This is a genomic window from Methylobacterium mesophilicum, assembly GCF_036441335.1.
Classification (GTDB): domain Bacteria; phylum Pseudomonadota; class Alphaproteobacteria; order Rhizobiales; family Beijerinckiaceae; genus Methylobacterium; species Methylobacterium mesophilicum_B.
This window is the reverse complement of the sequence record NZ_MLBW01000001.1, coordinates 56,028-78,556: the sequence shown is the minus strand read 5'-3', so window position 1 is coordinate 78,556 and position 22,529 is coordinate 56,028. Positions and strand designations below refer to the sequence as shown.

The 22,529-nt window shown below is 68.6% G+C and carries 20 protein-coding genes and 4 pseudogenes; 9 read left to right on the top strand and 15 right to left on the bottom strand.

The genetic code is table 11. The features are described from left to right. Window positions 1-142: 142 nt before the first annotated feature. On the bottom strand, window positions 143-1,486 hold the full coding sequence (locus MMR14E_RS00420) for a dicarboxylate/amino acid:cation symporter (protein WP_331312302.1): 1,344 nt from the start codon (window positions 1,484-1,486) through the stop codon (window positions 143-145). A gap of 398 nt (window positions 1,487-1,884) precedes the next feature. On the opposite strand from MMR14E_RS00420, the pseudogene MMR14E_RS00415 reads away from it, so the two are divergent. The 3 genes and pseudogenes from MMR14E_RS00415 to MMR14E_RS00405 all read left to right on the top strand — a co-directional run. Continuing rightward, window positions 1,885-2,643: pseudogene (locus MMR14E_RS00415) on the top strand (sensor histidine kinase); the annotation flags it as partial. Continuing rightward, a complete protein-coding gene (locus MMR14E_RS00410; RefSeq protein WP_331312301.1) occupies window positions 2,640-3,995 on the top strand; it encodes a sigma-54 dependent transcriptional regulator in 1,356 nt (451 codons plus the stop codon). The pseudogene MMR14E_RS00415 and the gene MMR14E_RS00410, both read left to right, overlap by 4 nt. A 142-nt stretch (window positions 3,996-4,137) precedes the next feature. Further along, window positions 4,138-4,374: a DUF6894 family protein gene (locus MMR14E_RS00405; RefSeq protein ID WP_331312300.1), complete on the top strand. Its 237-nt coding sequence runs from the start codon at window positions 4,138-4,140 to the stop codon at window positions 4,372-4,374. Window positions 4,375-4,624: 250 nt separating this feature from the next. Here MMR14E_RS00405 and MMR14E_RS00400 read toward each other — a convergent pair whose 3' ends face one another. From MMR14E_RS00400 to MMR14E_RS00375, 6 genes are all read right to left on the bottom strand, one after another. Next, a complete protein-coding gene (locus MMR14E_RS00400) occupies window positions 4,625-4,891 on the bottom strand; it encodes a hypothetical protein (protein WP_331312299.1) in 267 nt (88 codons plus the stop codon). Between the two features lie 241 nt (window positions 4,892-5,132). Next, window positions 5,133-5,402: a hypothetical protein gene (locus MMR14E_RS00395; protein WP_331312298.1), complete on the bottom strand. Its 270-nt coding sequence runs from the start codon at window positions 5,400-5,402 to the stop codon at window positions 5,133-5,135. Window positions 5,403-5,414: 12 nt separating this feature from the next. Next, window positions 5,415-5,690, bottom strand: coding sequence for a hypothetical protein (locus tag MMR14E_RS00390; RefSeq protein ID WP_331312297.1), 276 nt, complete (start codon window positions 5,688-5,690; stop codon window positions 5,415-5,417). 250 nt (window positions 5,691-5,940) lie between these two features. Beyond that, window positions 5,941-6,153 carry a hypothetical protein gene (locus tag MMR14E_RS00385; RefSeq protein WP_331312296.1) on the bottom strand — a complete coding sequence of 71 codons (213 nt, stop codon included), beginning with the start codon at window positions 6,151-6,153 and terminating at the stop codon, window positions 5,941-5,943. A gap of 71 nt (window positions 6,154-6,224) precedes the next feature. Next, on the bottom strand, window positions 6,225-6,380 hold the full coding sequence (locus MMR14E_RS00380; protein ID WP_331312295.1) for a hypothetical protein: 156 nt from the start codon (window positions 6,378-6,380) through the stop codon (window positions 6,225-6,227). 150 nt (window positions 6,381-6,530) lie between these two features. Next, a complete protein-coding gene (locus MMR14E_RS00375) occupies window positions 6,531-6,752 on the bottom strand; it encodes a hypothetical protein (RefSeq protein WP_331312294.1) in 222 nt (73 codons plus the stop codon). A gap of 787 nt (window positions 6,753-7,539) precedes the next feature. Between MMR14E_RS00375 and MMR14E_RS00370 the strand changes: the two genes are divergently transcribed. The 5 genes from MMR14E_RS00370 to MMR14E_RS00350 all read left to right on the top strand — a co-directional run bounded on the left by MMR14E_RS00370 (window position 7,540) and on the right by MMR14E_RS00350 (window position 13,853). Next, a complete protein-coding gene (locus MMR14E_RS00370) occupies window positions 7,540-7,839 on the top strand; it encodes a hypothetical protein (RefSeq protein WP_331312293.1) in 300 nt (99 codons plus the stop codon). Window positions 7,840-8,574: 735 nt separating this feature from the next. Further along, on the top strand, window positions 8,575-9,174 hold the full coding sequence (locus MMR14E_RS00365; RefSeq protein ID WP_331312292.1) for a TetR/AcrR family transcriptional regulator: 600 nt from the start codon (window positions 8,575-8,577) through the stop codon (window positions 9,172-9,174). 68 nt (window positions 9,175-9,242) lie between these two features. Next, window positions 9,243-10,298 carry an amidohydrolase family protein gene (locus tag MMR14E_RS00360; RefSeq protein WP_331312291.1) on the top strand — a complete coding sequence of 352 codons (1,056 nt, stop codon included), beginning with the start codon at window positions 9,243-9,245 and terminating at the stop codon, window positions 10,296-10,298. Window positions 10,299-10,338: 40 nt separating this feature from the next. Then, window positions 10,339-10,614, top strand: coding sequence for a hypothetical protein (locus MMR14E_RS00355; protein ID WP_331312290.1), 276 nt, complete (start codon window positions 10,339-10,341; stop codon window positions 10,612-10,614). 62 nt (window positions 10,615-10,676) lie between these two features. Then, the gene (locus tag MMR14E_RS00350; RefSeq protein WP_331312289.1) at window positions 10,677-13,853 is read left to right on the top strand and encodes a bifunctional cytochrome P450/NADPH--P450 reductase; all 3,177 of its coding nucleotides are present in this window, start codon (window positions 10,677-10,679) and stop codon (window positions 13,851-13,853) included. 391 nt (window positions 13,854-14,244) lie between these two features. Here MMR14E_RS00350 and MMR14E_RS00345 read toward each other — a convergent pair. The 4 genes and pseudogenes from MMR14E_RS00345 to MMR14E_RS00330 form a co-directional block, all read right to left on the bottom strand. Then, window positions 14,245-14,570 (bottom strand): annotated as a pseudogene (locus MMR14E_RS00345) (IS5/IS1182 family transposase); the annotation flags it as partial. A gap of 424 nt (window positions 14,571-14,994) precedes the next feature. Beyond that, window positions 14,995-15,192 (bottom strand): hypothetical protein, encoded by a 198-nt coding sequence (locus tag MMR14E_RS00340; RefSeq protein ID WP_331312288.1) that lies wholly within the window; start codon window positions 15,190-15,192, stop codon window positions 14,995-14,997. A gap of 100 nt (window positions 15,193-15,292) precedes the next feature. Further along, window positions 15,293-15,772: pseudogene (locus MMR14E_RS00335) on the bottom strand (flagellin); the annotation flags it as partial. Between the two features lie 10 nt (window positions 15,773-15,782). Continuing rightward, window positions 15,783-17,069, bottom strand: a pseudogene (locus tag MMR14E_RS00330) (HAD-IC family P-type ATPase); the annotation flags it as partial. Window positions 17,070-17,428: 359 nt separating this feature from the next. On the opposite strand from MMR14E_RS00330, the gene MMR14E_RS00325 reads away from it, so the two are divergent. Continuing rightward, window positions 17,429-19,102: a methyl-accepting chemotaxis protein gene (locus tag MMR14E_RS00325; RefSeq protein WP_331312287.1), complete on the top strand. Its 1,674-nt coding sequence runs from the start codon at window positions 17,429-17,431 to the stop codon at window positions 19,100-19,102. Window positions 19,103-19,171: 69 nt separating this feature from the next. Here MMR14E_RS00325 and MMR14E_RS00320 read toward each other — a convergent pair whose 3' ends face one another. The 4 genes from MMR14E_RS00320 to MMR14E_RS00305 all read right to left on the bottom strand — a co-directional run bounded on the left by MMR14E_RS00320 (window position 19,172) and on the right by MMR14E_RS00305 (window position 22,400). After that, window positions 19,172-19,654: a hypothetical protein gene (locus tag MMR14E_RS00320; RefSeq protein ID WP_331312286.1), complete on the bottom strand. Its 483-nt coding sequence runs from the start codon at window positions 19,652-19,654 to the stop codon at window positions 19,172-19,174. Between the two features lie 176 nt (window positions 19,655-19,830). Next, complete coding sequence (locus tag MMR14E_RS00315) at window positions 19,831-21,291, bottom strand: PAS domain-containing methyl-accepting chemotaxis protein (protein ID WP_331312285.1); 1,461 nt, start codon at window positions 21,289-21,291, stop codon at window positions 19,831-19,833. A gap of 377 nt (window positions 21,292-21,668) precedes the next feature. Continuing rightward, window positions 21,669-22,052: a hypothetical protein gene (locus tag MMR14E_RS00310; RefSeq protein ID WP_331312284.1), complete on the bottom strand. Its 384-nt coding sequence runs from the start codon at window positions 22,050-22,052 to the stop codon at window positions 21,669-21,671. A gap of 138 nt (window positions 22,053-22,190) precedes the next feature. Then, window positions 22,191-22,400, bottom strand: a complete 210-nt coding sequence (locus tag MMR14E_RS00305; protein ID WP_331312283.1) for a hypothetical protein — start codon at window positions 22,398-22,400, stop codon at window positions 22,191-22,193. Window positions 22,401-22,529 lie beyond the last annotated feature (129 nt).

Genomic DNA, 22,529 nt, shown 5'->3' with positions numbered 1-22,529 from the left:
GGCGTCGAGCCGGTCTCGCCGCGCCGCCGGATCTCCTGTCATACGCGCGCGCCGCGCCGCGGAGGGATCCGCGGCGCGGCGCACAGGCGGTCCGCCGGGGCATCGCGGGCTGTGCCGAGGCGCGGCCCGCGACGCCGATCGCTCACTCGGCCGGCTGGAGAGCCGGCGCGGGCGCGAGCGGCGCCATGGTCCGGCCGGACAGGGCCGCGGCGAGCTTGGCCTCGTCGACCTCGTTCTCCCAGCGCGCCACCACGATGCAGGCCACCGCGTTGCCGATGAAGTTGGTCAGCGCGCGGCACTCGGACATGAAGCGGTCGACGCCGAGGATCAGCGCCATGCCGACCACCGGCACGGAGGGCACCACGGCGAGCGTCGCCGCCAGGGTGATGAAGCCCGAGCCGGTCACGCCCGCGGCGCCCTTGGACGACAGCATGGCGACGAGGAGCAGCAGCGCCTGCTCGCCGAGGCTCAGCGGCGTGTCGGTCGCCTGCGCGATGAACAGCGCCGCCATAGTCATGTAGATGTTGGTGCCGTCGAGGTTGAACGAGTAGCCCGTGGGCACCACGAGGCCGACCACCGGCTTCGAGCAGCCGGCCCGCTCCATCTTCTCCAGCAGCGACGGCAGCGCCGACTCGGACGACGACGTACCGAGCACGAGGAGCAGCTCCTCCTTGATGTAGCGGATGAGCTTGATGATCGAGAAGCCGTTGTAGCGCGCGACCGCGCCGAGCACGACCAGCACGAAGATCGCCGAGGTCAGGTAGAAGGCGGCGACGAGGTAGGCGAGGTTCGCGAGGGAGCTGATCCCGTACTTGCCGATCGTGAAGGCCATCGCGCCGAAGGCGCCGATCGGGGCGACCTTCATGATGATGTTCACGACGCCGAAGATCGCCTCGGACAGGACCTTGATGATGTCGAGCACCGGCTTGCCGCGGTCGCCCAGGAAGGCGAGGCCGAAGCCGAACAGCACCGAGAAGAACAGCACCTGCAGAATCTCGCCGCCCGCGAAGGCGCCGACCGCCGTGGTGGGGATGATGTTCATCAGGAAGTCGACGATGCTCTGCTCCTTCGCCTTGCCGGCGTAGGAGGCGACCGCCTTCGGATCCAGGGACTTCGGGTCGATGTGCAGGCCGTTGCCCGGCTGGAGCACGTTGGCGACGACGAGGCCGACGATCAGCGCCAGCGTCGAGAACGTCAGGAAGTAGATCAGCGCCTTGCCGCCGACCCGGCCGACCTTCTCGAGGTTGGTCATGCCGGCGATGCCGGACACGACGGTCAGGAAGATCACCGGGGCGATGATCATCTTCACGAGCTTGATGAAGGCGTCGCCCAGCGGCTTCAATTCGGCGCCGAGCTGCGGGTAGAAGTGACCGAGCAGGATGCCGATCGCGACGGCGACCAGGACCTGGAAATACAGCGTCCGGTAGAGCGGCTTCGGCTTGGCGGGCGGATGCGGGGCGGTGAGTGGTGACGGCACGGCGGCCATGGGGCGTTCTCCCTGTCGCGGGCTTCGGGTGGGGCGGCTCGCGCCGGGATGTCCCGGCGGTGTCCGCGCTTGCTGTTGGCCTTCCGGCGCGCAGCCGTTCTCTGACGACATGGCTGCGTTTCGTGCCGGGAATGGCAACCGGCATGCCACTTGGCCCGCGATCGCGACGTTTCTTTAACCACCTGATCAGGAAAGCATTTTTCGCGGAGCTCGCCGCCCGTGGGCCGCGCGCGAGTGCGGATTCCCGCACGCGGCCGTCCGCGACAGTCCGGATCTCCGCACAGGTCGGCCGCCCTTGAGCGAACTGGCGCCGTCCGGCCACCGCACGCCGTCGCGCCGGAGCCTCGCCGCCGTGATCGGGCTCTGCGCGATCCTCGCGGCGGCGTGGCTGGCCGGCCGCGAGGATCGCGCAGAGCCCGATCNGCCGCGAGCTGGCGCAGGCCGGCCGGCTCGCGGCCCTCGGCCAGTTCGCGGCCAGCCTGGCCCACGAGATCAACCAGCCGCTGGCGGCGATCCGGTCCTACGCGGACAATGCCGCGATCCTCATCCGGCGCGGGCGGGGCGAGGACGCGGCCGAGAACGCCGCCGCGATCGGGCGGCTGACCGACCGCATCGCCGGCCTCACCCGGCAGCTCAAGGGCTTCGCCCGGCGCGCCTCGCCGCGCAGGGAGCCGGTTCCGCTGCACGAGGTGGTGACGAACGCGCTGGAACTGGTGGCGGCCCGCGCCGCCGCGCTGCGCGTCCCGCTGGAGGCGGACCGCCCCGGCCCGGATCTCCGCGTCCTCGGGGACGGCCCCCGGCTGGAGCAAGTCCTGGTCAACCTGCTCCAGAACGCCGTCGACGCCGTGGCCGGCCGCGCGGAGGCCCGCGTCAGCCTGCGGCTCGTCGAGGGCGGCGAGCGCGTCGCCGTGGAGGTGGCCGATACCGGGCCCGGGATCCCCGCGGACGTCCGCGGCCAGATCTTCGACGCGTTCTTCACCACCAAGGCGGACGGCCTGGGCCTGGGCCTCGCCATCGCCCGCGGGATCGTGGAGGATTGCGGCGGGAACCTGATCCTGGCCGGCGGCGACGGCGCCGGGACGGTCTTCCGGATGGAGATGATCCGGGCGACGGTGGCGGTCCCGAGCGTGGGCAAGCCCGTGGGAGCGACACCGTGAGCGAACCGGCGGACGCGCAGGCGGGGACCGAGCGCGTCGTGTTCATCGACGACGAGGCGGACGTGCGCCGGGCCAACAGCCAGAGCCTGGAGCTGGAAGGTTTCTCCGTCGAGGCCTTCGCGGCCGCCGAGCCGGCGCTGGCGGCGATCCTGGCCGCGCCGCCCGGCGTCGTCGTCACCGACGTGCGGCTGCCCGGCCTCGACGGCGTCGCCCTCCTGGCGCGGCTGCGCCGGGTCGACCCCGACCTGCCGGTCATCCTCATCACCGGCCACGGCGACATCCGCATGGCGGTGGCGGCCATGCGGGAGGGTGCCTACGACTTCCTGGCCAAGCCCTATCCCGCCGAGGCGCTCGTGGGCTCCGTGCGCCGGGCGCTGGAGCGGCGGCGGCTCGTGATGGAGAACCGGGCGCTGCGGGCCCGGCTCGACGCGGCGATCGAGGAGGATCCGGCCTTTCTCGGGACCTCGCCGGCGATCGTCGGCCTGCGCGCCCTCGTGCGCGAGGTAGCGCAGGCCGACGTCGACGTGCTGGTCTTCGGCGAGACCGGATCCGGCAAGGAGGTCGTGGCGGGCGCCCTGCACCGGTGGAGCCGCCGCGCCGAGCGCAACCTCGTGGCGATGAATTGCGGGGCACTGCCCGACAGCGTCGTCGAGAGCGAGCTGTTCGGGCACGAGGCCGGGGCGTTCACCGGGGCGCTCAAGCGCCGGGTGGGCCGCATCGAGCACGCGCAGGGCGGCACGCTCTTCCTCGACGAGATCGAGAGCATGCCGCTGCCGCTGCAGGTGAAGCTCCTGCGGGTGCTCCAGGAGCGCACCGTGGAGCCGCTCGGCACCAACGAGGTGCGGCCGGTCGACATGCGGGTGGTGGCCGCCACGAAGGTCGATCTCGGGCAGGCGGCGGCGCAGGGCACATTCCGCGACGACCTCTATCACCGGCTCAACGTCATCACGGTCACGATCCCGCCCCTGCGCGACCGGGGGGACGACGTGCTGCTGCTCTTCCAGCACTTCCTGCGCCGCGCCGCGGAGAAGTTCGGGCGGCCTCTGCCGCCGGTCACGCCGGCGATCCGCGATCACCTGCGCCGCCACGCGTGGCCCGGCAACGTCCGCGAGCTCGGCCATTTCGCCGAGCGGTGCGCGCTGGGCCTCGCCGCGGCGGGTCGGGTTCCGGCTGAGACAACGACCGGGAGCCTCACCGATCAGGTCGACCGCTTCGAGCGGCAGCTGATCCGCGACGAGCTGATCATGGCCGGCGGCGATGTCCGCGCCGCCGCGGAGGCGCTCGGTCTGCCGCGCAAGACCCTGTACGACAAGATGGCCCGGCACGGTCTGACGCCGGGCGACTACCGCTAGGATCGCGGCCGGACCTTTCCGAGACGCCGACGACCCCGGCCGCGTCGCGGTATCGCCGCGACGGCGACATGCCGAAAAGGGGTAGGTGGACCGGTGCGGAAACTGCTTAGCGTGGCCGACGGATCCCCCCGCTGAGCCGCCCATGCCCCGCTTCTTCATCGATCTGCACGACGGAACCGAACTCGTCCGCGACAAGGACGGCTACGACCTGCCCAGTCTCGAGGCCGCCCGATCGCAGGCCGTGAAGATCATGACGCGGATCGCGCAGGGGCTCTCCGACCAGCCCGGACGGCAGGATTACGTCGCGGCGGTCCGCGACGATGCGGGGGTGGTGCGGATGCGCTTCCGCGTCTCGCTCGATGCCGGTCCGATCGGCTGACCTGCCCGAACGTGGCGCTGCGCGAGCGCCACTGCGCGTCCGCCAGGTCAGAGACTGCGCAGGACCGCGTCGCGCCCCGCGCTCCTGCCGCGGAACCGCGCGTCGCGGACATGTCCCTCGCTGGGCGAGGGCGCCGACACCGCGGCGCGGATCACGACACTGGCGAAGATTCGGGAGGCGTTCCATCCCGGCTCTCGCGCCGGATGCGGAGAGGCCCGCCGAGATGGAACCTCTCGACCTGACGAGCGCTTCAGTTTTCCTGGGCCTCGCGGAGCACCGCGCGGACCTGTCCGGCCGCCAGAGCCAGGGCGGTTTCCCGCACGGACCCGTCCGGAGCGTCTTCAGCCGAAGATCCGAGCCTGTAGACGATCCGATTCTCGATCGTCCGCAGCAATTCGCGAGCGGTCTCGTCTTCGAGACCGCGCAATGTGCGCGCGAGATCGAGATAAGCAGACCGCATCAGGCCGAAGGCCAGGCGCGCCGCGGCTTCATCCGCGATCGGCGACATTTCCGTCATGGCGTGTTCCTCACCCAACACGCTCCCCAGACGGCGGAGTCTATATATCGACAAATTAGGATTGTAAATACAGCATTCGACTAGACTCCGCACCCGATAACGGGCTCGCCCCGCAGATGGGACTTTGACATAGGACAGTCGTCGCCGGGCTTGGCCACCCCGGCCAACTTGAGGGCGTCGTCGCGCCGCTGCCACGGTTCGTGGACGGTTCCCGCGAGGGTCGCGTGCCGAGCACGCGCGCTCACAAGCGACCGGCCGCCGGCTCGTGCAGGGCGGGCCTGTCGTCCGGGACGAGGCGCCCCAGCGGAGCATCGGACCAGTTCTGGCCCGGCTGGGGCACGGCCCAGGCCAAGACTGCGATGGCGGCGAGGCTGAAGCCCGCGCAGAGGATCGCCGCGACGTTATGATGGCCCGGGCCGCGCTGACGCCACGCGCGCTCCACCAGAACGTAGCCGGCGCTCCAAGTGAGAATGGTCAGCAGCGGGACGAGGCCGAGCAGCATCGCGTTCATCGGCCGCCCTTCCTAGCGACCGGCGATCGCGGCGAAGGTACCGAGATCGATCGGGCCATGTGCCGGCTGAGCGAGATGACGTCCGCCGTTCGGGCCTTCATCATCGACGGATGCGTGGCGCGTGGGCGGGGTCTCCCACGCCCTGACCGTGCTCGCTGTGCCGAGGAAGGCCAGCCCGAGGCAGCCGATCCCGAGAAGTCTCACGCGGCGCCGGGGCGTCCGAACCGCGCGTTCATGGGCCAGACTGACGTGCGTCGCGGCCGGTGTATCGGCGAAGTCGTCGAGCATGATGTCCTCCGTTCTGCAGGCAGTCTTGCCGGCTCGGAGGGTGATATGCGGCGTGACTTACAGGGCGATGTCCCGTTTGTTGCAGGAGACATCTCGGCCTGTCGAAGTCCTGGCCGTCCCGCTCGGATCCGCGAGCGCCGGCCTGACGCTCATCGCACGCGCCCGGCAGAGGCAGGCGATCGGGCCGGCCCTGCGCGGCTTGACCCTGGTGTCGGAGCTGCGGGATCGATGCGGTGTGGGTGGACCCGCTTCAGACGGTGATATCCACCACGCGCTCCTGCGAGGCGGGGAGAAGACGATCGTCCTGCCGCGCTGTGATGCCCGGATCGTCGGCCTTCGGCACCGGCATCGTGACGGTATGCAGGCCTGCCCGGTGCTCGAGGGCGGCTTCGGCTCTCGCCGACTGGATCATCTGCGTCGCCGCGACAGGTCCGACGACGTTGATAGAGGTGGTGATGGGCATGGGGCGACCCTCCTCCTCGACGAGCAGAGCACACAACCAGTGATCGAATTCTTTCGGCGTTGCCTTCAACTCTACGCTTCGCCGGCGGTCCGCATCACGCGAACCTTGCCCGTCGGCGATGTCGCCCTGAAATTGATCGGCAGCGCCATGTCGACCGTGCGGTTGTCCTTACCCTTCACCGAGCCGGTGCCTCGAACCCGCGGGACAGGACAGTGGCCATCGATCATGAGACCCTCGAGCTTCTCGCCATCAGTCTCGGCGAATGTGAGGCTTCTCCTCGGCGAACCCCGCGGACAGATGGGGATCTCAGCGACCCGGGTACGGCCGCGCCGTGCCAGGCGCCCAGCAGCGTCCCGGCCGGTTCGAGCCCTCCGGGATCAAGCCGAAACGGTGCCGGCTCTCACATCCAGGATGTCGTTCGTGGCGCGATCCGGGCGGAGGGACATCAACCCTATGGTGGCCGATACGACGGCGAGCATGAACAGCAAGAGCAGGGCTTCCCGCAACTCGGACGCGTGCCCTTCGGCGCGACGGAGCGCGAACGCGCCGACGGCGAGAACCGCGACTAGGGCGACCGGAACGGCGAGAACGACGGGCATCGGTGGCTCCTGGCGAACTTCTAACGCGCGCAAAAACCACAAGTTGCCGGCGTGATGGCGAACCCGCCGGAGGGCGGGTTCGGTCGAACGAGCAGAAACAGGGACGTGGGTGCGAGCGAGGGAGGACTTTGCACCCCCGACACAAGGATCATCACCTGCAGGCGAGCCAGGCCAAATCTCTGACAAGCCAGGGGAGAACTGAGCGGTGTGCTAGACCTGCGATACATTTCCGATGGCATCGGCGTCAGGCCGACACTTCGGGCCCACAACTGCATCGAGCAGCACTATCCCGCTCAAATATTATATGCATAACCGACTTCAGAATTATCTGACATCAATGAATTCGACTTCACATTTATGCATATCTTAAGCAACCCGACCGACCACAGATAATGTTGCAGTGCCGATCAGTCCAGCAAAGGCGATCTGGACATCAGCAATATGATGTTTCATGTATACACGTTGCCCGTGATCGGGTTTATATTGCTAGAGATCTAGCTTCAGGCGCGACTCGTGATAGCATCAAGTCTGAAGCATTCTCATTTGGTTCTAAGACCTCGAACGCCTTCTGCGCACCGTCGCCGCCGCGATCGGGCGTATCGCTGATCGTGTGAAAGCGGAATCATTGCTCGTTAATGCTGTCGGGCACAACCGCGTTTTTCGTAAAATCCGACTTACAATTATGACGCCAGGCAAAGCCGGGAAGACTTAGGGATGCTTTGTTGCAGTTGCCCCGGTGTTTCCGGGGTCGCTGACCGAAGCCTCTCAGCCGCCAGAAGCCCCCACCATGCGCAAACTCCTCCTCGTCGCCATGACTGCGCTGCCGCTCGTCGGCATCCAGAGCACCGCCCGAGCGGGCGACGGCGGCGCCATCGCCGCGGGCATCATCGGCGGTCTCGCTCTCGGCGGCCTCGCGGCGGCCGCCGCGAGCCAGCCGCGCTACGCGCCCTATCCCGCCTATGGATACGGATACGGATACGGTTATCGCCGGGTCTATTACGCCCCGCGCGACTGCTGGATCCAGCGCCGCCGTGCTCGTGATGACTTCGGTAACGTCTATTACCGCCGCGTCCGTGTATGCGGCTGAGCCTTCGAGGCGTGCGGGTCTTCTGATCCCGCATTCCTCGTCCTGTCATCACTGGAATACCGAATGCTGTGCCCGTGATGGACTCGGACGAGGAGAGGTCGACACCCGTCGAAGCGCGTCAGCTCCGGATCCACGCGAGTTGTCAAGCTGAAGACATCGGACCGAAGCCGACGCGCCTTCTGGCCAGCACGGGATGTACGCAGAACTCGGGCGCGAGCTGAAGGCTCGCGACCGACGTATCCGTGAGGTCTGCTGCGCGAGGATCGAACCGACCGCGAAAAGAGATGGTCCGGTTCGTCCCCGCTCCAACGGCGGGATCGTTCCCCATGGATGATGCTCAGCCCACCGGATCGCAGCACCGGCGTTTCGACGGGGAGGAACGGGCACTCGTAACCTTCCGGATCATGGGCGAAGGTCTGTCCGCCCCCGACCCGACCCACACGTCAGGGGCCGCCAGCATACCTCTCCCAAGCGGGCGTTCGAACCGCACCAGGTCCGTTCAGCCCCGGGCCTCCGGCGTCATCCGACCGATCCGGCTGAGAGCGCGGTCCCGGGCCACTCGGCCTTCGGCCGAACGCTGACATCCCAAGGGCATTTTTTGTCCGAACAGGTCTTGTCGCCACCCACCATCTCTTTATATGTTCATCTGTACATAAAATCAGGCCCTCCGATGACACCCGAACGAACGTGAGCGAACACACCGGAAACCGGCCGCGAGGCCGTCGCACCAAAGACATGCCGGACGGTCGGCAGGCGCTGCTGTGCGCGGCGACGCAGGCCTTCGCCAGAAACGGCTTCGACGGGGCCGACGTCCGAACGATCGCGGCCGTCGCGGGTGTGAGCCCCAACCTCGTGCGCGTCCATTTCGGCGGCAAGGCAGAGCTTTGGGAAGCCTGCCTCGACGGGATCGTATCGGCGGCGCTGCCTGTAATGGCCGAGGTCGCGAGGTCCGCTGCCCATCCCGGGCGACCGCTCTATGACCGGCTTCGCGACGTCATCGTCCGGGTCGCTGCCTTCTACTCGGCCCATCCCGAGGTCCGGGACTTCGTCACGCGGCACGGTTCGGAGACGCCAGAACGCGCCGCTCTGGTGACAGAGCGCCTTCTCCGTCCGGCTTACGAGACGACCCGGTCGCTGTTCGAACAGGGCATCGCCGCCGGTGTCATCCGCAGCTCCCACCCGGCCCTGTTCTTCGCCCTGCTGAACGGGGCGCTGAACCAGCCGCCGACCTTTCCGACCCTCCTGAACCGACTGGCTCCGGAGATCGACATGCGCGACGCCCGCGCTCGGATGATCGAGACCGTCATCGCCACGCTGCTGCACCCGCCGGACTGAGTTCGCCGCCAACTTCGACCGTGATCCCCGCCGCGAACGCGGTCTCCAGTCCTGCCCGAAGGTATCCGATGACCGCGAAACCGAACCGCATCGATGTCCACCACCACCTGATCCCGCCGACTTTCGCGGAGGCCGTGAAGGAGAAGGGTCTTTCCGAGGTGGCCGGTGCATCTCTGCCGCACTGGACGCCGGAGGCGTCCATCGAGACCATGGACGGGCACGGCATCGCCACCGCGATCCTCTCGCTTTCCACCCCGGGCACGTTCCTCACGGGCGGCAGCGAGTGGGAAGCGTGCGACCTCGCCCGGTCCTGCAACGAGTACGCCGCCGATCTCGTCAGCCGCCATCCCGGGCGGTTCGGTTCGTTCGCGGTCCTGCCGATGCCGTTCACCGAGCAGGCCTGCAAGGAAGCCGAATACGCCCTCGACGTCCTCAAGGCCGACGGCATCGTGCTGCTCGGGAGCACTGACGGTCACTTCCTGGGCGATCCGCGCTTCGGCGAGCTGATGGCCGAACTCGATCGGCGCGCGGCGGTGGTGTTCGTGCACCCCAACCTGCACGAGACGAGCACCCAACTTGGGCTGCAAGCCCCCGGCTTCCTGGTCGAGTTCCTCTGCGACACCACCCGGGCTGCGACCAATCTGATCCTGTCGGGCACGGTCGAGCGGTATCCGCGCATCCGTTGGATCCTCGCGCATGCCGGCGGTTTCCTGCCGTACGTCGCGTGGCGGCTGTCGCTGGCCAACGAGATCCCGCACTTCGCGCTCAAGGCTCCGAAGGGGGTCCTGCACTACGTCCGGAGCTTCTACTACGATACGGCGCTGTCGCCCTCGCCCTACGCCATGGCCGCGCTCCGGGAATTGGTCCCGGCCGAGCATATTCTCTTCGGCAGCGACTATCCGTTCGCCCCCGCGATCGTCACCGACATGCAGACGCAAGCTCTCGAAGGGCTGAGCGTCCTCGACGAGGCCACCAAATGCGGCATCGATCGCGCCCACGCGCTCGCCCTGTTCCCGCGTCTCGCCACGATCCCGCAGGGCGATGACTCCTCGCTCGCCGCCCGCGTGAAGCACGCCCTCGCCAAGCCCGTCGAGGCACTGGCCGAGCGCATCCGCGACCGCTGAACCCCCCGTCTCCCCCCCCCCCGATCCAGAGAGCACCACCATGACATCCAGGACCCTTTTCCGCGTCAGCCTCGCCGCCGCCTGCGCCGTCATCGCCACCTTCGGCGGCGAGGCGTTCGCCCAAAATGCCGACGAGATGGCCAGGATGCGGGCCAATTGCGGGACGGACTACATGCGCTTCTGTGCCGGCATGAGCCCGGGGGGGCCCGAGGTACGGGCCTGCTTCAGGCGCAACCGCGCCAAGTTGTCCGACGGTTGTTCGCAGGCGATCAGCGATTTCGAGGCGCACCAAGCCGCGACCCCGGCCGCCCACTGAACGCCGCCCGTCGCACGATCCCCGATGACCCGGGCCCCGGACGAGACCGCGAAGAGCGTCCCATGACCAGCACCGCGACCATTCCGCAGCCCCGCCCGCTGCCCGTCATCGGCAATCTGCCTGATCTCGACGCCAAAGCGCCGGTTCAGAGCATGATGCGACTGGCGCAAGGCTACGGACCGATCTTCCGCCTGTCGCTGGGAGGCCGGATCGCGACCATCGTCAGTTCGCAGGAGTTGGTGGACGAAGTCTGCGACGAGACCCGATTCGCGAAGAAGCTCCACCGCCCACTGGAGATGGTCCGCGATTTCGGCGGGGACGGCTTGTTCACCGCCCGCAACGACGAGCCGAACTGGGCCAAGGCCCACCGCCTGCTGATGCCTGCCTTCGGGCCGCTCGGCATCCGCTCGATGTTCGACAAGATGGAGGACATCGCCGACCAGATGCTGCTGCGCTGGGAGCGGTTCGGGCCCGGGGCCGACATCGACGTCGCCGACGCCATGACGCGGCTGACGCTCGACACCATCGCGCTGTGCGCCTTCGATTACCGCTTCAACAGCTTCTACCAGACCGAAATGCACCCTTTCGTCGCCGCCATGGTCGGCGCGCTCGACGAGGCGGGCAGCCGGGCGCGGCGGCCCGGCGTGGCGACGAACCTGCTGCTGCGGACCAAGCGCCGCTACGAGGCCGACGTCGCGCTGATGGAACGGGTGGCCGATACGCTGATCGCCGAGCGGAAGCGGGATCCTGACGCAGCCTCCCGGCACGACCTCTTGCAAGTCATGTTGGAGGGCCGTGATCCGGAGACCGGCGAGGGGCTCTCGGACGAGAACATCCGCTATCAGATGGTGACTTTCCTGATCGCGGGTCACGAGACCACGAGCGGCCTCCTTTCCTTCGCCCTCTACCTTCTTCTCAGGAACCCACAGGTGCTGGAGAAGGCGCGCGGTCTCGTCGACGAAGTGCTGGGCAGTGAGCGTCCTCAGGTCGAGGATCTGTCGAAGCTGCGCTACATCGAGCAGATCCTGCAGGAGGCTCTGCGGTTGTGGCCGACCGCCCCCGCCTTCGCCGTCGCCCCGAAGGAGCCGACCACTCTCGCAGGCCGATATCCGGTGACGCCCGAGGACGTGATCCTCGTCCTCTCGCCGACCCTGCATCGCGACCCGAAGGTCTGGGACGAGCCAGAGGCGTTCCGACCCGAGCGCTTCGCCCCTGAAGTCGCGCAGACGCTGCCGCCGAACGCCTGGAAGCCGTTCGGCAACGGGATGCGTGCCTGCATCGGTCGCGGCTTCGCGCTCCAGGAAGCGCAGCTGGTGCTCGCGATGGTCCTGCAGCGCTTCGACCTGACCATGGCCGACCCGGGCTATCGGCTCGAGGTCGCCGAGACCCTGACGCTGAAGCCGCACGGATTCCGCATCCACGCCCGTCGCCGCAGCGAGATCGCCGCCCGCCCGCACAGCGCCGTGCCGACGGCCCCCCCGCGGACCCTCGCCCCCGGGGGCTGGAACGGCCGGGCACAGGCGGCGACGATCCCGCTCCTCGTGCTTTATGGCAGCAACACCGGCTCCTGCGAGGCATTTGCCGGACGCATCGCCGGTGGTGCAGCCGGCCAGGGCTACGCCGCGAAGGCCGCGCCGATGGACGACTACGTCGACCGGCTGCCGACAGAGGGCGCGGTCGTCGTCGTCACCGCCTCCTACGAGGGCCACCCGCCCGACAACGCCCGGCAGTTCCTCACGTGGATCGAGGGGCTCGGTCCCGATACGCTGAAGGGCGTGCGCTTCGCGGTGTTCGGCTGCGGCAACCGGCAGTGGGCGCGGACCTATCAGGCCATTCCGAAGCGCACGGACGCAGCCTTGGAGAAGGCCGGTGCGACCCGTTTTTGCGATCGAGGCGAGACCGATGCTGGGGGGGACTTCTTCGGCGGCTTCGACGAGTGGTACGCCGGGCTTTGGCAGGATCTCGGCCGCGCGCTCGGCAGGGAGGCCGTCGAGCCGTCTGCGGCGGGCCTCGACGTCGAAATCGTCCGATCAGGTCGCGAGACGGCACTGCGCCTCTCCGATCTCGACCGAGGCCGCGTGTTGGAGAACCGCGAGCTCGTCGATCTGAGTTCGCCGCTCGGCCGCTCGAAGCGCCACATCGTAATCGCCCTTCCCGAGGGCATGACCTACCGCACGGGTGACTATCTCGCTGTCCTGCCGCGCAACCCGCGCCCGGACGTCGAGCGGGCCCTGCGCCGGTTCGGCCTGGCCGGGGACACGCAGATCGTCATCCACAAGAGCGCCGGGACCGCCTCGGTCTTGCCGGACAACCATCCGGTCTCCGCCGCTGGCGTACTGGAGGACTACGTCGAGCTCGGCCAGCCGGCGACCAGGGCTCAGGTCGATCAACTCGCCGAGGCCACGCGCTGCCCTCCGGATCGCAAGGCTATGGTAGCCCTCGCACAACCGGAACTCTATGCCGCCGAGGTGCTGACCAAGCGCGTCAGCGTTCTCGACCTTCTGGAGCGGTTTCCCGCCTGCGAACTCACGCTCGGGGCGTTCCTCGCGATGCTGCCGCCCATGCGGGCCCGGCAGTACTCGATCTCATCCTCACCCCTGTACGACCCCCGGCAGTGCTCGCTCACAGTGTCGGTCCTCGACGTGCCGGCGCTGGCGGGCGGACACCGCCACCTCGGTGTCGCCTCGACTTACCTCGCCGGGTTGCAGGAGGGGGCGCGGCTGTCGGTGGCGGTGCGGCCCTCGCAAGCCGCCTTCCATCCGCCGCAGGATCCTTCGCTGCCGCTGGTGATGATCTGCGCGGGCAGCGGCATCGCCCCGTTCCGTGGGTTCCTGCAGGAGCGCGCGATCCAGAAGGTCAATGGCCGCGAGGTCGGGTCGGCGCTGCTCTTCCTCGGCGTCACCCACCCGGAGGTCGATTTCCTGTACCACGACGAACTCGCCGCCTGGGAAAGGGACGGCGTCGTCTCGGTCCGCCCGGCCTTCTCCAAGGCTCCGGACGGCGCGGTCACTTTCGTCCAGCACCGCGTCTGGCAGGACCGGGCCGACGTCGCCGATCTGTTCCGGAAGGGGGCGACGGTGTTCGTCTGCGGCGACGGTGAGCGGATGGCTCCGGCCGTGCGGGACACCTGCGTGCGGATCTACCGCGAGGCCAAGGGTGTCACACCCGAGGACGCCGAAGCCTGGGCGGACAAGGTCGAGCGCGAGACCGGCCGCTACGTCGCCGACGTCTTCGGCTGAACGCTCCGAACGCCAGGATCTCGCTTTCCGCCCCCTCGGCGAGTTTCTGGCCGGCGGGCCGTGCCGATCAGACGTGGTCCGCCTCTCTAATCAGACGGAGACATCGAGGATACCGCGACCGTCGCGGACAGAGGCCGTCGTTCTGGGTTTAACCCGATCGTCCAGAACGGCTGCAGGCGGACCGCATCGGTTCTTCACCGAGAGCGATGCGGTCCGCTGCCGACAGAGTCCGAGGATCCTTTCTATTGGGGTCGGTGAAAGTCACGCTCGCGTCGCCGATTCAATCTGGATGAGGGTGACGTCTCTCTTTCGGTCCGCGCCCAAGACGGAATGCCGCAGAACCGGCCATCGCAGAGATAGCGGCGAAACTTGGCGACGCGTCTCTGAGCGCCTAACAGAACCGTCTTGATTTGGTTTGATTGCGACGACGCTGACCGCGAGGCCGGTGAAGGCCTCGCAGATGTCGGCGCGTCGCTCGTAGCGGACCGGCAAGCGCCGGAAGCAATCGGACCGAGCGTGCGTGCGCTCCACCATCCATCGGTGGCGGCCCGGTCTCTCGCTGCTCGCGATGCCGCGGCGTGCGATGCGCGGTATAATCCCACGCGCGCGGCGCTCGCGTCGGTTGGCCCCACTCAGGCAGACGCCAAGCGGCGTACCCGGCGCGTATGTGACGAAGTTGCGCTTCGTGCCCGCCTTGCCCCGGTCCGCCGGGTCGGGCGGGTGGCAGAGCCCCTGATTCAGCAGAGAGCAGGGCAAGCAAGAAGCCCCGCTCAATGCTTGGCGGGGCTTCGATAAATTGTGTTAGCGAGAGAGGGATTTGAACCCCCGACACAAGGATTATGATGCCCCGCTTTTGCGCTTTGACTCAAGCATTTAGCTACTGAACCGGCAGCAAACCGCACCGCTAACATCAACGGCTTAGGTGTCGGATTGTCAAACCACCCGACAGCACCAAGACCTCCAACAGACTCCGGCTTCCCCTCGAGGCGAACGGCCTAGAGGTCAGCAAGACGCATCAGAACTGGACACGGTGGCGAGCGTCACGATGAGATGCGTTGGCCTCCGGCAGCAAACGACCGAACCCAGTCATGCCCCTGCCTTGACGGCGGCCTGGAAGCGGACCTTGCCCGCGGGGCGTCGCTCACGTGTCGGATCCCAAAGTCACCCCGAGAAAATCCGCATTCTCTTTACAGCGGTCGATCAGCGACTTTGTTCGATTTGCATCGGCTAGTATTGCAGTACGAAGCTCTGCCAGCCTGCGCTTGGCGATCATCGAGCGGGTTGGATTGGCTGAGGCCAGCTCCTGACGAAGCCTTGTGATCGTGCGGCAGTCGGTCATGGCACATTCTTCGGAAGCCCGCGTACTTCCAGAATGCGCGCCGCAAACGCGAACGGCCGGAGCATCGCCCCGGCCGCCGTTTCTATCGCAGGGCCAAGACTCAGCGCAGGAGCTGGAGGACGCCCTGCTGGGCGGAGTTGGCCAGCGACAGGGCCGAGATGCCCATCGACTGGCGGGTCGACAGCGCCTGCGAGTTCGCCGCCTCCTGGTTCAGGTCGGCGTTGGTCAGGTTGGCCGAGCCGGTCTGCAGCACGTTGATCAGCTGCTTGGAGAAGTCCTGGCGGTTCTGAACCACCGACAGGTTCGAGCCCAGCGTGCTCGCCGCGGAGTTGAGCGAGTTGCCGGCGCTGGTCAGGGTCGCCAGGGTCTTGTTGACGTCCGCGTTCAGCAGGAAGTTGCCGAGGCCGTTCTGGCTCGACGAGTTGTTCGAGCTGGTGATCGACGACAGGCCCAGGCCGCTGGCGGTCGCGTCGACCGAGGCGACGTTGAGGTTCGAGCTGCCGGTGTCGTTGAACTTGATGTTCATGTCATTGCCCTTGCCGGCAATGAGGTTGACGCCGTTGTAGCTGGCGTCGGCGGCACGGTCTCTCCGCCGCGCGGCGTCCGACCCCGTCCGCCGTCGCGAAGGAGAGACCGTGCCGCCTCATGAGACGCGGGCCTCCGACGACGACGTGCCGTCGGTCGACTCTGCCGGTCACGCCGTCGCCGGGCGTCTCCACGACCTCGCGCGGCTGCGCGAGCGACAGGCCGCGCCGGCGCGCTTCCTCGACCAGCGCGCGCGCCACCGGGTGGCCCGAGGCCTGATCGAGGGACGCCGCGAGCCGCAGGACCTCGGCCTCGTCGCGGGCGGCGAGGATCCGCGTGGACACGAGGCGGGCGCTGCCGTGGGTCAGGGTGCCGGTCTTGTCGACGACCAGGACGCGGATCTTGGCCAGCATCTCCAGCGCACCCCCGCCCTTGACGAGGACGCCGATCCCGGCGGCGCGCGAGAGACCGGAGACGAGGGCGACGGGAACCGCCAGGATCAGCGGGCACGGGGTGGCGACCACCAGCACGGCGAGCGCCCGGACGGGGTCGCCCGTGGCGAGCCAGGCGATGCCGGCGAGGAGCAGGGTCACGCCGAGGAAGGCGAGCCCGTAGCGGTCCGCCAAGCGCGCCATGGGCGCCTTCCGGGCCTGCGCCGCCTCGACGAGCCGGACGATGCCGGCATAGGTGCTCTCGGCCGCGCGCCGATCCGCGATCAGCACGAACGGCGTGCCGACATTCACCGTGCCGCTCAGCACCGGCGCGTCGGCCCCGAGGATGGCGGGCAGCGCCTCGCCCGTCAGGCTCGAGCGATCGAGGACGGCCTGGCCCGAGGCAACTCTCCCGTCAACCGGCACGACGTCGCCGACGCGCACGAGGATGCGGTCTCCCGGAGCCAGCGCCGCGAGGGGCACGTCCCGCAGCGCGTCGCCCTCCTCGCGCAGGGCAGTGCGCGGCTGGCGGGCGATCAGCGCCGTCATGGTGCGGCCGGCGCGGCCGGCGGCGTAGGCTTCCAGCGACTGGCCGCCGGCATACATCAGGGCGATGACGGCGCCGGCGAGCGGTTGCGACAGGGCGAGGGCACCGCCCATCGCGAGGAACGCGACGAGGTCGAGCCCGACATCGCCGCGCGCCAAGCGGGTCACGATCTGGGACGCCAGGACGGCGAGCACCAGCAGCGTCGCCAGGGTCCACGCCGGAGCGGCGGCCTCAGGGTGCCCGAGCGCCTGTGCCGACAGGCCGGCGCAGAGGCCCGCCAGCGGCAGGACCGCGAGCCACACCCGCAGGCGCGGCACCCTTCCGGTGACCGGCGACGCTCCTGCCTCGGTCGGGTCTACGGCCGCCGTCGCCATGGTCGGGGTCGATCTCGGCTTCTTCGAGCCGCCTCACTGCGCCGCGACCGAGCCGGTCGCCTTGCGCTGGATCAACGCGCCGGTGCGGGCCACGATCGGGCACCACCTCCGGTGGCGCGCCCGGAGGCGGCGGACGTTCGACCGAGCGATCTTACCTCGTCGTATCATCTTATAGTTGAATAGCAGTCTCTACACAGCCGTCATCCCGAATCCGGGACCGTTAAACGGGGTCCGTTCACGGACGTCTCCTTAAAATAAATCTTAATCAGTTTGCGTATATTTTGCGCAACTTACTCACGACTGATCATCCGAGCTGACCCGTCGGCAGCTCCGGGTTCCGACGCCTGGAAGTCCGCCTCATGAAACTGACAATCAAACTGCGGCTCGTCGCGTTGCTCGGCGGCCTGGGCTTCGTCCTGCTCGCGACCGCCGCGGTGGGGAATTTCGCCCTCTATTGGAGTCATCAAAGCCTGAAAACAGTCTTCGACGATCGCGTCGTCTGCCTTCGGCAATTCAGTATCATTCGTGACGCCTATGATGACCTGATCGACGCCTCGCGCATGCTGCGCAGCAAGCAGATCCAGCCGGCCGAGGCCAAGGACAAGATCGAGCGCGACCTGTCGAAACTCCATACCGAGTGGTCGGCCTATCTGGCGACGTACCTGACTCCGGAAGAGGAGGGCCTCGCCAAGGAGCTGCAGGGGCGGATCGATCGCAACGACGCGATCGCCGCCGAGATCCTCAAGCGCGCCGCCGCCGGCGCCGCTTCGGATTTCGAGGCCACGCACGCGGATCTCTTGAAGAGCATGCGGGCCACCAACGCGGCGCTGAGCAAGCTGAGCGGATTGCAGGTCCGGGAAGCCGAGGCCGAATACCGCCGCTCGGAGACGACCGCCGGCTGGTCGCGCCTCGCGCTCCTGGCCGCGCTCGCTCTCGCCGCGCTCAGCATCGCGTACGGCGTCTACACGGTCATCGTACAGGTCGCCCGCCCGCTGGGCAGCCTGGTGGGGGTGCTGCAGCGGATGGCCCGCGGCGAGGTCGACGCCGAGATCCGCGAGGCCGCCCGCGGCGACGAGATCGGCGCCGTTGGCCGGGCGGTCGAGGGCATCAAGGCCATGGTCGCCCGCAAGGCCGCCGAGGAGGCCGAGGTCAAGCGCCGCGCCGACGAGGCCGCGGCCGCCGAGCGCAAGCGCACCATGATCGAGCTCGCCGACGGCTTCGAGCGCGCGGTCGGCGGGATCGTCGGCCTGGTCTCGTCCTCGGCCACCGAGCTCCAGGCCACCGCCCAGCAGATGACCGCCACCGCCGAGGAGACCGCCGCGCAATCGACCAGCGTGGCCGCGGCCGCGGAAGAAGCCTCGACCAACGTCAACACGGTCGCGGCCGCCGCCGAGGAACTCGGCTCGTCCGTGCAGGAGATCGGCCGGCAGGTGCAGGGCTCGGCCGGGCTCGCGCAGGCCGCGGTCGGCGAAGCAGGCCAGACCGCCTACCTCGTCCAGGCCCTGAAGACGACCTCCAGCAGGATCGGCGAGATGGTCGGCCTGATCTCCGGGATCGCCGGCCAGACCAACCTCCTGGCGCTCAACGCCACGATCGAAGCCGCCCGTGCCGGTTCGGCCGGCAAGGGCTTCGCGGTGGTGGCGACCGAGGTGAAGGCCCTGGCCGAGCAGACCGCCCGCGCCACCCAGGAGATCGCGAGCCAGATCGGCGAGATCCAGGGCGTGACCGATCAGGCGGTGACGGCGATCGGCGGGATCACCGGGCGGATCCGGGAGATCGACGGCGTGGCGACCTCGATCGCGGCGGCCGTCGAGGAGCAGGGCGCGGCGACCCAGGAGATCGTGCGCAACGTGGCGCAGGCCTCGGCGGGGACGAGCGCGGTGACGGGCAACATCGCCGGCGTGGCGCGGGCCTCGGAGGAGACGGGGGCGGCGGCCGGGCAGGTCCTGTCGGCGGCCTCGGAGCTGTCGCGGCAATCCGAGCATCTCGGCGCCGAGGTCGCCCGCTTCCTCGCCACCGTGCGCGCCGCCTGAGGCAAGCAGGGCGGAGATCCGCGTCGTCCCGGTCCGACCGGCCGCACGCGGATCTCAGACCCGCGCGCCTCAGAGCGCGCGCCCCGCAATGCCGATGTCGCGGAGCGCGCGCGTACCCGCCTCGGTGATGGTCCAGTCGATCAGGGCCTGCCCGCGCAGATGATGCGGGCGCGGATCGCCGATCCGCCGGATGAGGCCCAGGCGTTCGAGAAGGAGATTTCGCGGATCGTCGGCCGCCATCGCGCGGTCGCGCGCGCCGATCAGGGCGAGGCGGTCCGCCTGCGTCCTCTTCAAGAGCGCGCTCACCGCTCGGCCCGTGCGCCTGCGGCTGCATTCCGGGCCGGAGCGATCGAGGCCGCCTCGCGATCGTCGCGCCTCCCGCGGTTCCGGACTCTGCGCCGGCCGCACGACGCTCCGCGCGTCGGCGCGCCCGATCAGCGCGGTGCCGGGCGAAGCCACGCTGTCGGGGTTCGTGAAGGTGGTCGTCACGGGCATCGCATTGTCTTTTTCGGCCGAGGCCGCGCGCCGCCAAGTCACCGGGGCGCCCGGCATCCGTCAGTTCCGGCTGCGCCGCGGCGGGCTCCAGCACTCTGCCGCGCGTGATCGCGTGCGGACGCACCGCCGGGATGCCCCAGGCCGGCGCGTCCGCGTCGGACCGGTCGTGCCGCACCGTTCCCGGCCCCGTCGGGGCCGGGGGGCCTGCGCGACCGGTCGCCTGACGGCTCCCGTCAGCCCGCCCGGAGGTACTTCTCCATGCTGGCACCGAGCCCGGCGGAATGCGCCTCGAGCGTGTCGGAGATCCGCCGGACCATCTCGGCGAGCTGTCCCGTCTCTCCGGCCGCGGCCGAGACACCGGTGATGTTGGACGACATCTCCTGGGTCGAGGCGGCCTGCTGCTCGACGGCGCTCGCCATGGCAAGCGTCAGTTTCGAGAGCTCGGCCACCTCGTCGGTGATCAGGCGGATCGCCGTCACGGCCTCGCCGGTCGCCTTCTGGATGGCGTGGACCTTGTGGGTGATCTCGCCGGTCGCCCGCGCCGTCTGGCCGGCGAGTTCCTTGACTTCCGTGGCCACCACCGCGAAGCCGCGGCCGGCCGCGCCCGCGCGCGCCGCCTCGATCGTGGCGTTGAGCGCGAGGAGGTTGGTCTGGTCGGCGATCGACTTGATCATTCCGACCACCGCGTCGACCTCGCCGGCATTGGCGGCGAGGTTGCGCACCGTGGCATCGGTCGCCATCGCCTGGTTGGCGATCTGCTGGGTGCGCTCGGAGACCCGCCCGACCTGGCCCGAGATCTCATGGATCGAGCTGGTCATCTCCTCGGATCCGGCCGCCACGGAGTTCGCGCGCTCGCTCGCCGCGTCCGCCGAGCGGTTCAGGCCCTCCGCCGACTCCTTCATCTCGCCGATCGCGGTCCCGAGCGCCTCGACGACGCCGGCGACGTCCTCGGCCATGGCGAGCTGTGCGGTGATGACCGACCACGTCAGCATCGGCCCGACATAGGTTCCGTCCGCGTCGGTGATGGCGGAGACCTGCAGGTCGAGGGTCTCGGGTCCGACCTTGATCTTGGTGCGGTGGGGCAGTCGGCGCGCGTCGGCGAGCATGGTCCGCTGGTGATGCGGGTTCTTGTGGAACACGTCGAAGGACTTGCCCATCATCTCGGAGACCTTGATCGGCAGATACCGCTCGATGGCTTCCAGGGTCTTGCGCGAGGTGTTGTTGATGTAATTGATCTTGAAGTCGTTCTTCGGGTCTGCGGTCATGACGGCGACCGGCATCTCGTCGATCATGCGCAGCAGCCGGTTGGTCTCGCTCTTCTTGGCCGTGATGTCGCTGGCGAACTTGATGACCTTGAAGGGCTTGCCGTCGGAGCCCAGGATCGGGTTGTAGGTGGCTTCGAGCCAGACCTTCGCGCCGGATCGCGCGCGACGGGGGAATTCGCCGGACGCGAACTCGCCGGCCCGCAGCTTCGACCAGAATTCGTCGTACTCCGGATTGCCGGCCATCTCCTCGCCGACCAGGATCCGGTGGTGCTGTCCCTGCAGGGAGGCCAGATCGTAGCCCACGACGGCCAGGAAATTCGGGTTGGCGCGCAGGATCGTGCCATCCATGCCGAACTCGATGATGGCCAAGGAGCGCGTCAGCGCGTCGATGGTGGCCTGGGTTTCATTAAAGGCGGACTTACGGAACATGGCGCAACTCTCATTGGACGCCGTATCGTGACATCGAGACCATAAGTTGGTCTTAGTCGCATCTCCGAAGCCCGCCCGGACCGTGCGCCGCCACGTTCCATTTCGAAAGGATTTTTGGAGCCCAATACAGATCACGGTCGGGCTATGACCCATTCCGTGTCAGATCGACCGCCGCCATCAAGTCTCGGCGGCTAACGGCAGGCGAACGACGGTCACCCAATGATCGGAGCCGGCCCGAGCGCGCGTCGAGAGCCGCTGCGCACAGTGCCGCGACGGGCGACGGCCCGATCCGCGCGTGAGGTCGAACGCGGTCTCCCCGGTCGCGCACCGCGCGCTTTCGACCGCGCGGACAAATCGGTCCGGTCTGCGGCACTCCGTCAGCCTGGGATAGGGCCGTGATCCGGATCGGCTGGCCCGCGTTCGTGCAGTTGGCACGAAGGCTGCCGCGAAGCCTGCGCCGAATCCTCCTCGTCCGCCAGCCGAAGGAAGTCCTCGACTTTCGCGACGTTGCGTTCCGTCAAGGCGAGGACTTCCCAGGCCGCGACGAGAACTTCCGGCTCGGCGGACAGCCTCTCGTCCGGGGCTTTCAGGACCCGCCTGAGGCCGCCGGCCAGAGCCCGCATCGCCGCCGCGGTCTGACGGATCTGCGCGATCCGTGGACCGATGTCCTCTCCGGAATCGAGGCGCCGGCGCAGGTCGAGCAGCATCGCGCGGGCGCTCTCGGCGCCCGGGATGGTGCCGAGGGGGATGATGTCGGCCATGGCGATCACGCCTGCCCGATCGGGTGCGGCCCGCCGCGCCGGTGCCCCGCCGGGGCCTCTCCCCGGCAATCCGGCCGGTTGTTGGGATCGGTCCCGGACCCCGGGGCGCTGGCGGTGCGGCACTCCATCGGGACCGCCTCAGGCCGCGCGCACGGTGGTGATGAAGCGCGCCATCTCCGCCGCGCGTTGCTCGGCGTGTCGCGACAGCTCGCCGGAGGACGCCAGCACCTGGGCGAGCAGGGCCGCGAGATTGTCGATGCGCGGCTGGACGAGGTCGCCGGCGGCGGCGACCAGCAGCAGCGGGATCGTGACCTTCATAACAATCTTGAGGTCGGAAAGGCGCGACATGTACTGCTTCTCCACTGTCTTCGGATTCTGAAGTGGCCGCATTTAAGGACGCGTTGCTCGACAGCCGCGCTCCGAAGGCGTTCTGCGCGCGACAAGAGAGGTTTCCTGCCTTTCGGCGGCGACGCGACG